The sequence below is a fragment of the Streptomyces sp. NRRL WC-3549 genome, from assembly GCF_000721935.1.
In the GTDB taxonomy this organism is placed as follows: domain Bacteria; phylum Actinomycetota; class Actinomycetes; order Streptomycetales; family Streptomycetaceae; genus Streptomyces.
Genome location: NZ_KL585424.1, coordinates 38691 through 45582, shown reverse-complemented (window position 1 = coordinate 45582; position 6892 = coordinate 38691). Strand labels below are relative to the sequence as shown.

The 6892-nt window shown below is 66.1% G+C and carries 7 protein-coding genes; 4 read left to right on the top strand and 3 right to left on the bottom strand.

Features of this window, described 5'->3' with window-relative positions:
- Both IH13_RS0127630 and IH13_RS0127625 read left to right on the top strand, forming a co-directional pair.
- On the top strand, positions 1–454 hold a 454-nt coding region (locus IH13_RS0127630; RefSeq protein ID WP_234433413.1), incomplete at its 5' end, for a hypothetical protein.
- Complete coding sequence (locus tag IH13_RS0127625) at positions 451–789, top strand: hypothetical protein (RefSeq protein ID WP_031088693.1); 339 nt, start codon at positions 451–453, stop codon at positions 787–789. The genes IH13_RS0127630 and IH13_RS0127625, both read left to right, overlap by 4 nt.
- Positions 790–1103: 314 nt before the next feature.
- Here the strand turns inward: IH13_RS0127625 and IH13_RS41350 are convergent, their stop codons facing one another.
- The 3 genes from IH13_RS41350 to IH13_RS0127610 form a co-directional block, all read right to left on the bottom strand.
- Positions 1104–1652, bottom strand: a complete 549-nt coding sequence (locus IH13_RS41350; RefSeq protein ID WP_420713403.1) for a hypothetical protein — start codon at positions 1650–1652, stop codon at positions 1104–1106.
- Positions 1653–1910: 258 nt separating this feature from the next.
- On the bottom strand, positions 1911–2468 hold the full coding sequence (locus tag IH13_RS0127615; RefSeq protein WP_031088691.1) for a hypothetical protein: 558 nt from the start codon (positions 2466–2468) through the stop codon (positions 1911–1913).
- Positions 2468–4975, bottom strand: a complete 2508-nt coding sequence (locus IH13_RS0127610) for a type II toxin-antitoxin system prevent-host-death family antitoxin (protein WP_051835948.1) — start codon at positions 4973–4975, stop codon at positions 2468–2470. The genes IH13_RS0127615 and IH13_RS0127610 overlap by 1 nt, the downstream gene beginning before the upstream one ends.
- A 629-nt stretch (positions 4976–5604) precedes the next feature.
- Here IH13_RS0127610 and IH13_RS0127605 point away from each other — a divergent pair.
- Together IH13_RS0127605 and IH13_RS0127600 are read left to right on the top strand one after the other, a co-directional pair.
- A complete protein-coding gene (locus IH13_RS0127605) occupies positions 5605–6108 on the top strand; it encodes a hypothetical protein (protein WP_082317737.1) in 504 nt (167 codons plus the stop codon).
- Positions 6109–6337: 229 nt separating this feature from the next.
- Positions 6338–6892, top strand: a 555-nt coding sequence (locus IH13_RS0127600; RefSeq protein ID WP_031088688.1) for a hypothetical protein, incomplete at its 3' end; no start/stop codon positions are given.

Here is a 6892-nt window from a genome sequence, read left to right as displayed (position 1 = left end):
GCGGGCCAGGGCTAAGTTCCTGTCCAGCGGATCTTGGCAGGTCACACCGCAGTACGTTGGGGCGGTGCTGCTCCCTACTGTCTCGCGCACCCGCCTGCGTCCCACCAATCGGCCAGCTATCGACACGCCGTTCGGCCCGCTGACCTTCACCACGACAATCGGGGGCATCAGCCTTCCGCTGCAGCCCGATGAGCTGTTCCAGCTGCCGGGTGCCCGCATGCTTGCCCGTTGGGTGGCTCCCGGGGTGCGCGTCGAGTTGTTACTGACCCCGTACGATCCCAAGCTCGACCCGGAGCGCTGGGGGCCGTTGACCGGTTGCCGCGCGGCGGTCTGGCGGATCGATGCCCAGACGTTGCTCGGGCGGGTGCAGTTCTCGGCGGGGCTTCCGAAGGGTGCTGACGGAGGGTACGACGGGGACAAGCCCTGGCTGCGATCACGGTGGAAGACGAGATGACCCGGCTCACCATCGGAGGCAGCGACGAGGAGGCGATCTGCCGGGCCGCCGACACGGGAGAGGTACCCCGGCGGTGGGCTGGGCTGCTTGACGAGGTGCATGATCATTCGTTCAGCACGTGGGGCGTGGACTACGGCCACTACCAGGGCATGTCCTGGTCATTGCCTCCACTGGAAGCCGGCGACCACTGTGAACTCCCCGTGGTGGCAGCCTGGGCCCCGGCCGCTGACGAAAGCACGAACACCTGGTACGCCGTCATGCCATCGCCAACGATGCTGCTGAGCCAGGTCACCTCCGAGCTGGCGAAGCGGGCCGATACCCCGGACGCACACTGATCATGGTCTGAGCCAGAGACGTACCGACGCGACAGCGCCAGTGCTGTGGAAGACGTAGGAGCCGATCACCCTGCCACGCGGCTATCGGGCACGCGTTTCGACCCTTCGAACAGACACTGGGCTGGACAGGCACGGTGATCCGCACTCCTGAACCGCCGAGCACTGGACATGGAAGCTCTTCGCCAGGTCCGGCTCGGCCCTCGTTGGCAGCCGACCCCGCCAGGCAAGTTCCCCGCCCGCCTCAGCGCGGCTTCAGACGCCTTCGGCCGAACTCGGTTCGCCCGCGCCCAGGACCGCCACCCGGTCGCAGGACGTCAGGAGTCGGACGGAGCTGGAACAGTGGCGGCGGGGCTGTAGAAGACCGAGCGCCCTTGCTTGGATCGCTCCAGCAGCCCTTTGTCGACTCCCTGTTCCAGAGCGTTGCGCACTACTGTCACCTGAACTGCGCGCTCAGGGTGTGCTTCGGTCAGCGAGGCCGAGACCTCGGCCGCAGACCTGGGCTCGCTCTGTCCGCCCAGGTAGGCGGTGGTCAGCTCCAGCCAGGTCGCGTCGCCCGGCTTCTTGGCTGAGGCAGACTTCTTGGCAGCTTTGCGCCTGCCAGCGGCACCCGACTTCCCTGCCACTGTCTTAGCGTTGGATCGGCGGGCTGCCGGAACCGCAGCCGCCTTGTGGCCCTTGCCCTGCTTCGCCGTCTGCTTGGGTGCGCCGCCGAGTACATCCTGCATCTTCGTCAGGACCTGCTCACTCTCCCCCAGACGGACAAGCTCGTCCTGCAGCCGATCCAGTTCAGAACGCACACGCTCCTGCTCACCCCGGTTCGCAGACAGGTCGTCAGCAACCCGCTGCGCGTAGTCTGCCGTCACACTCGGGACTGAAGGGCTTACGGACATGTGGTCCTCGACTCTCGAAGTGGGGGTCTGAGCGGGTAGCAGCGATAGTACCCACAGGCTCAAACGACCACTCTGTTGCTCCCTACGGGATATCCAGTGCGCGAACCTCTGTGCTCCCAAGGCCAGACAGGTTGGGTCGAGTGCGACCACGATGCCGGGGCCGGCGAGGAAGGTAAGGAACCCTGTGGTGGGCGTCCAGTCAGGCAGTTTTGCCTATGGGTCTTCGAGGGGTCAGAGCACCAGGTAGAGGTCTCCGGGGAACTGCCAGCCGTCGGTCCCGTCGCCGATGTCTTCCACGATGATGTCGTCGATGAAGTACTCCTCGAACACTTCGTCGGTCAGCTGGCCTGTGAGCCAAGCCTGCTCAATGCGTGCCCACGCTCCGTTACATGCGTCGATACGCAGCGGGGCTTCGCCCTGGGTTCCGCGGTCCCGTATGTCGCCGGCGATCTGGACCGTGCCGGTGATCCTGAATTGGTGAACCTGGAACTCCGGTGGCACGGGTGTGGGCGGGATCGTTGCTGTGCCTTCGTAGGCAGCTCTGATCTGTTCCTGGTAGCTGCGTCGCACTGGGTATTCGGAGTCCGACAGCCAGTTGGCTAGGGTTCGGGCGGTTACGTTGAGTCCTGCGTGTTCGAGTGCTTCGTAGCCGCGGTGGGTGCCGGTCAGCTGGACTAGCTGGGCGTGCCATTGTTTGGCCCGGTAGGACTTGAGGCGGTCCTGGGGGCGGGCGCCGTAATCGTGCAGGAGGCTGCTGAGGGCTTCGCCGAGAGTGGCGCCCTGGGCCATCAGGTGCCTTCCTGACCGTGCTTGACCTTGACTTCACCGAAGCCGGTGCCGACTTTGTAGGTGTCGGGTGCGGTGCCGTCGGGGGTGTGGAAGACGGCTTCGTCGACGTTGCGCAGTGCGATGAGGGTGTGTCCGGCCTGGACGGCTTTCCATGCGGTGACCCAGTGGCGGACGGATGCTTCGGCGACGACACTCATGCGCCAGTCGGGCCGCCAGAAGGGGGACTTCACGACGTCGCCTTTGGGCCACAGCAGACGCAGTGCGATGGACAGGCGGCGTTTGTATGCGGCATACGGTTCGCCGCCGGTGTCGATGAGGTCGGTGCGTGCGCGTCGGGCTTCTTTGTAGAAGTGCTGGAAGAGGCTTTCGTTGGCGCGGCCGGTCCAGGAGTCGTGGATGTGGAGGGGTTCGGTGATGTGGCCGGACTTGATGAGGCGTTCGATGAGCTGGATGTGTGAGGTGACGGCCCAGACCCGGCCGTGTGCGTCGGCACGGTCGGCGAGGCGGCCCAGCGGGTGAGGCATCTGGGTGTGGGTCCAGGTGGGGACGTCGATGTAGAAGATTCCGGCCTGGTCGCGGGTGCGCTCGGGAAGGGCGCCGGTGTGCAGGAGTTTGTTGGGGGCGAGTGGGACGGCGGAGCAGGCTGAGGGATAGGAGCCGTTGCGGTCGATGGTGCACAGGGCGCCGGGTCCGAAGCTGTCGGGGACGATGAGTGTGTCGCGCTGGCCGGCACCGTTGCGTACTCGCTCGACGTCCGGGTGTACCCAGCGTGGTTCGCCGTCCATGAACTCGCGGAGCAGTGTCCAGGGTTCTGCTTCGCGTTGGTCTGCGCGTACAGCGGGAAGGGGGTGCATCTTGGAGCGGCTGATGCTGTCCTTCAGGATGCTCAGCCCTGGGAAGACTGTGTCTTTCGGGTCCTGTTCGTCACCGGGTTGCAGGTCCGTTGTCGGCTCCTGTTCCGGTGTCATGCTTTCGTTCTGGAGGGTGGCTGCCGGACTGCTGTGTGAGGTGTCCGCGATGGCCGGTGCCGGCGGGTGGGGCGGGTGCGGGTTGGTCTTCGGTGTGGCTGCGGCGTAGGCGGCCAGGGCGGTGCGCAGTTTCTGTTCCTGCGGCCCGTCGTTGAGGGCCGGGGGGTTCACGGCCAGCGCGGCCGTGGCTTCGCGCAGTGCCGGGAGCAGGTTCTGGTCGCCGGTGGTTGTCGCGTCCCGGAGTGCGGCCAGGGTCTGCTGGACGGGGGCGGGCAGTCCTTGGCGGGCGCCGGAGGTGAAGGGCAGAGCTGCGTGGAGGAGTTGTTGCTCTGCGTCGTGGGCTGGGGCCTGGGGAAGGGTGGTGAAGCGGGCGTGTGCGAGGTCTTCGCCCACGCGGGTAGTGGCCAGCGGGCCGAAGTCTCGCTCCGCGACCGTGATCTCGGCTGTGCCGGTGTTCTTGTGGAGGGTGAGGTGCAGGGTGACGTCTGCGTCCAGCCGTTGCACCAGGTGCGGGTCGTCAGTGTCGATGACCGCGAGGACGGGGACGTCGGCTTGCCGGGCCAGGCGGGCCAGTGTGCGGGTGGCTGCAGGGAGCTGGTCCCCTGAGAGGGGAATGTGGGCGGCCGGTGCGCGTTGCAGGCGGTCCACGACGATGAGTGCCAGGTCGTTGACGTAGGGGGCGGTCTGCGCGATTGCCTCGGCGGTCAGTCCGCTTCCGTCGTCGATCAGCAGGGGTGCTTGGGTGAGGCGGGCGTCTGCATTTCTGGCCGCAGCTTGTTCCTGATTGGTGAGGGTGTTCGTGGTCAGCCGGCGGTAGTCGGTGCCAGTCTCCGCGGCAATGATTCGGCGTGCGACGTCTGCACGGGTCAGACCGGATGCTGCATAGAGCACCCGTTGGTTGGCCACGAGTGCTGTGTGTCGTGCCGCGGCCAGGGCAAGGAGACTTCCGCCGGCTCCCGGAGAAGCGGCGATGAGGATCAGGCGGCCGGGTTGAAGGCTGCCCACTGCAGCATCCAGATCAGCCAGTCCGAAGCGTGGCGCCGTGGGCCCGGCCATGGAGAGGACGTCACCCACAATGTCACCCAGAGCTGCGAGTCTGCGTGGGGTCGCGTGCACAGCCGGGGCGGCCCTCTGGCTTGCGGGCTGTCTGGGAGCGGGCGAGGCGCCAGCGTTGTCGGGCGGTAGCTCTTTCGTGGCGGCCGGACCGGGAGACGCGGGCTGGGGGTGGGCGGGCAGGAGTACGGCTACTGGTTCCGATCGGCGCAGAAGAACCTGTGGGTGTCCTGCGGCAGCTGCCTTCACCAGGTCACCCAGGTCCTTTTGGGCTCCGGAGAGAGTGTGAGTGGCAAGACCTGATCCCGCGTCGCGAGCTGCAGGCAAATGATCCAGTGGCGCGAGTACGGCCTCTTCATGGCGCCGCCGCACATAGGTGACCTGGCCTTCTTCGGCAGCTTTTACCCGGGCGTGCAGGCCGGCGCGGGCCTGCTCCACAGTAAGGAAGTCGGGCGCGGCCACCTCCCTCGCGTCGTCCCTGTCCATGCTCGCTACCTCCGCATCACCTCAAGGATAGCAAATGTACCACAACTCACCCAGAAATGACAATAACAAATAAGGAATCATCAACCTTCAATACAGATTGATGCACGTACTGATTGGCTTTGAGAGGGCATCCGCCTCTCGCGGCGCGGCCCTCCCCGGTGCCATCAGCCCTGACAGGGCCGCCCCGCGAGGGTGCGCCTGCCGCGAGGCCCGGGCTGCTCGTCAGGGCTGCTGGCAAGTCCCGCCAGCCGCGGCCGTTCCGCCCAGCGGAAATGTTGCGAGCGCGGCCGCCGGAGTGCTTCTGCAGCAACTTCCGGACCTTGACGGCAAGTCGGCTCTGGCGCATGAATCCCAGGTCAACCCCCCTGCATTCAGGGCGAGATGACCGTCCCTGCCGAGAAGGTTCTAGCCGGCGGAGGCGAGGTCAACCTGACGCCTTTTGCGGGATACACCCAAACGGGTAGGGCGTCTGCATGCTTGGAAGGCAGGCCCTGCAAGGCAGGGCAGCCGTAAGACAGGACTCAAGCAGTGCGCGCTGCCTCACGCAGCCCCGCAACCAACCAGGGCACACCTCTGCGGCGCCTAGAGTCTGCTTCATTCCACGAGCGAATCCCGAGGGGAGGATGTCGATGAATCCGGAGCGACTCAAGGCCTGGATGGCCGAGTTGGGAGTGCTGGCCGCTGAGGATGAAGCGCGGGAGCGTGAGGCGGCACAGCGCCTGCGCTTGGCTGCGTCCGAACTGGAGGCGGCCCAGGCGCATTCCGATGCTGCCGTTCTCATGGCAAGAAGCTCACGCAACGCCCTCGAGAAGATCACGGAGCAGATTCAGCGGGCTCACCCCGACTCCGGGAAGGCTGACACCAACACCGAGCAGCCACCTTCCCAGCGCCAGCAGGAGAAGACATGGCACGCTCCGGACAGCGTGGCTGGTGTGATTCTTGCTTTCCTTCGCGACCGGGAGGAGGCGAGCTACAGCGAGATCACCGAACAGGTGCGGCGGAGGCGTCCGGATGTGGTCGCGGAGAACTGTGCGCGAGACCTGGGCCGGATGGTCGGGCGAGGGCTTCTCGTTCGCCCCCGGACCGGCACGTACCGGCTCGTTGCCCCTCAGGATGGACCGATGAACTCGTAGATGAAACGCGGCCTGGCCATGCACAAACACCACCAGAGTGCGTCTGGCGGTGAATGTGCTTACGCATGGTTAGGCCTCACGCGCGCAGCCACTATATCCAGATGTTCTGGTGCGGTGCGGCCTGCGTCATTCCAACGTGTAAGAGAATGAGGCCTCACGACATGAACAGCGTTCCACTCACCCTCGCCCCTCGCGCCTCGTCCGCTGCGGCAGGCCGGGGAGGCTCCCGATGAATCCCACTCCCGAGCCGAACATCTATCCGACCCCCTCGGACAGGGCTACGCCTGACCGGCAGTGGGAGATCTATCTGGTCTTCGCTCATCTCAGCGGACCGGACCTGCGAGTGGTTTCCGTATCCCAGCTCGCCGCGCAGGTGCAGCTACGCAAGGACACGGTCGGCGCGGTGGCGGGCTTCCTGCAGGCAGTAGGTCTCCTTCGAGGGTCTCGCGGCAATTACGCTCTGACGAGTTCAGGCTGGGCGATTGCAGAGATGCAGAAGCAGGATGAGACCCAGGCCCGCCTGCTGCTCCAGGCGCAGTTCCTGGAGCACTGGCCCGCGGCCCGTACTCTCGAATGTCTGCGCGATGCGCCGGTGGATCAGAAGACGCTCGGGTGCCGGCTTCACAAAGACCTTCCGGGCAAGTCCAGGCGTGGGCTCTATCTGATCGAGTGGCTGGTGCGGGCCCTGATTGTCCAACGGGACTCCGCCATGCGCATCTCCCCGTCCGCGGCGCTGATCGCGTCGGCCGGCGGCCGCCGCCCCGCCAGGGCGCCTGAGCCCGAG